The sequence below is a fragment of the Megasphaera lornae genome (genome assembly GCF_000214495.1).
Classification (GTDB): Bacteria; Bacillota; Negativicutes; order Veillonellales; family Megasphaeraceae; genus Megasphaera; species Megasphaera lornae.
Genome location: NZ_AFIJ01000002.1, coordinates 1 through 1880, shown reverse-complemented (window position 1 = coordinate 1880; position 1880 = coordinate 1). Strand labels below are relative to the sequence as shown.

The following is a 1880-nucleotide window of genomic DNA, read 5'->3' as shown; positions in this document are numbered from 1 at the left end:
CAAAACTGTTTATTCTTACATGCAGTAAAAATAAACAGTTTGCGTTTTTATCTATGGTGGGCGATGACAGGATCGAACTGCCGACATCCTGCTTGTAAGGCAGGCGCTCTCCCAGCTGAGCTAATCGCCCATAGTGGTGACCCCTACGGGATTTGAACCCATGTTCCCGCCGTGAAAGGGCGGTGTCTTAGACCACTTGACCAAGGGGCCATGGCTCCTCAAGTAGGACTCGAACCTACGACAAATCGGTTAACAGCCGATTGCTCTACCAACTGAGCTATTGAGGAATACCTTGCGTTCTCTATCGAACAATAAAGATTATACTATGAGTTTCTCACTTTGACAAGCCTTTTTCTAAATATTTTTATTTTTCTTTTAACAGGGTTCATAACTCACCCGCCCAAAGACTATCTATCCATACTTCCCTTCTATATGCCGATCTGCCGCCACCTACTTTTACAGCCCCTTATCCACCTGAAAGGATACTATATGCCCAATACATCTGCACACACGCATCGCCGTTTCTCGGACATGCGTAAAATATACATTTTCCTTTTATTATGCCATTACCGTCTACAATACGTCATAAAAATTAATTTAGTATACTATGATGTAAGCTAATTATTTTTACACGAAAATTATATATACAACATCATTTATACTTCATAAAAGAAAAAATACTCCAAAAAACCGCCTCAAATTTATCATGACATATTAAGTTTTTTATACAAATTTTCTATTACAAGTTCTTAAATTTATATATGGTAAAAGTATTCTTTTTGATATAATAAACAAAGAAAATTCCTGTACAGAGAACATTTCTATTAAAAATAAAGAGCTATTTTTGTTTATTTCCAAAATAAAGGAGGATATATTATGAAATATGATAAAACAAAAAAAATACTCTTAATAGAAATGACGAAAGAGTTATCTTCTGCATTCTCTATAGAATGTAAAAACAGTGATTACTCGTTTATTTCCGTCTATTCTGAAAAGTCGGCATTTGATGCTTTATTAATGACTTCTTTTCATGCGGCATTACTGCACATGCAAAGCAGAAACGACCACACCTTGTCGCTTTGTAACACGTTACGAAAAAAATACAATTTTCCGATCCTTATTTTATCCCGTTTTGATGACATTAATACCAAAGTCAGTGCTTTTGAAGCCGGTGCCAATGACTATATAGTAAAACCGTTCAGCCTGCATGAACTCTTTGCACGCATAAAAAATTTAATAACGATTTGGAACGGAAACATAAATACAGAAGCGGAAATAACATGCGGGAATCTGAGCTTAAATCCCTGTACAAAAACCACCTGTTTTTTTGACACCCATGTCTTCCTCACTTGTAAAGAATTTTATTTGTTACATTACTTTATGATTCACCCCAATATCATCCTGACCCGTTCCCATTTAATTCATTCGGTTTGGGATCCTGCACTGATCAGCACTTCCAACATTGTCGACGTGACAGTAGGTAAAATTCGTAAAAAACTGAATGCAGTAAACGAATTTAACAACTTACAAACGATTCGCGGTATGGGATATATTTTTAAAATGTAGCCCCCGATAGACGACCTAAAGAAAAAGACTCTTCCTATAAGTGAAGAGTCTTTTTCTTTCTCTATCTGCACAAAAGAATGACGGTTGTTTGCCGTCTTCTACATCTCAAAAAGACGCGTCATTTAAAGTATAGTATAAATATCCTTTAAATGATATATTCAAAGTACTTTTTTTATTTTTTATACTATACCAAGTATGTCGATGATTCTTAATATTCATACCTAAAAATAAATTTTTTGTTCATGAAAAAAATATAAATAAAAATAGCCCAATCCGACATTTTTATTTTCTTTAACAGCTGCTGCCGGAAACAC

At 34.8% G+C, this 1880-nt stretch carries 1 protein-coding gene and 3 tRNA genes; 1 reads left to right on the top strand and 3 read right to left on the bottom strand.

Features of this window, described 5'->3' with window-relative positions:
• Nucleotides 1-54: 54 nt before the first annotated feature.
• The 3 genes from HMPREF1039_RS00025 to HMPREF1039_RS00015 form a co-directional block, all read right to left on the bottom strand.
• A tRNA-Val gene (locus tag HMPREF1039_RS00025) sits at nucleotides 55-130 on the bottom strand.
• A gap of 4 nt (nucleotides 131-134) precedes the next feature.
• Nucleotides 135-210, bottom strand: a tRNA-Glu gene (locus HMPREF1039_RS00020).
• 1 nt (nucleotide 211) lies between these two features.
• A tRNA-Asn gene (locus HMPREF1039_RS00015) sits at nucleotides 212-287 on the bottom strand.
• A 589-nt stretch (nucleotides 288-876) separates the two neighbouring features.
• On the opposite strand from HMPREF1039_RS00015, the gene HMPREF1039_RS00010 reads away from it, so the two are divergent.
• The gene (locus tag HMPREF1039_RS00010; protein ID WP_007390315.1) at nucleotides 877-1566 is read left to right on the top strand and encodes a response regulator transcription factor; all 690 of its coding nucleotides are present in this window, start codon (nucleotides 877-879) and stop codon (nucleotides 1564-1566) included.
• Nucleotides 1567-1880 lie beyond the last annotated feature (314 nt).

What these genes read in the sequence shown, in the direction of transcription:
- HMPREF1039_RS00010 (WP_007390315.1), top strand. Translation starts at nt 877, where the DNA reads ATGAAATATGATAAAACAAAAAAAATACTCTTAATAGAAATGACGAAA.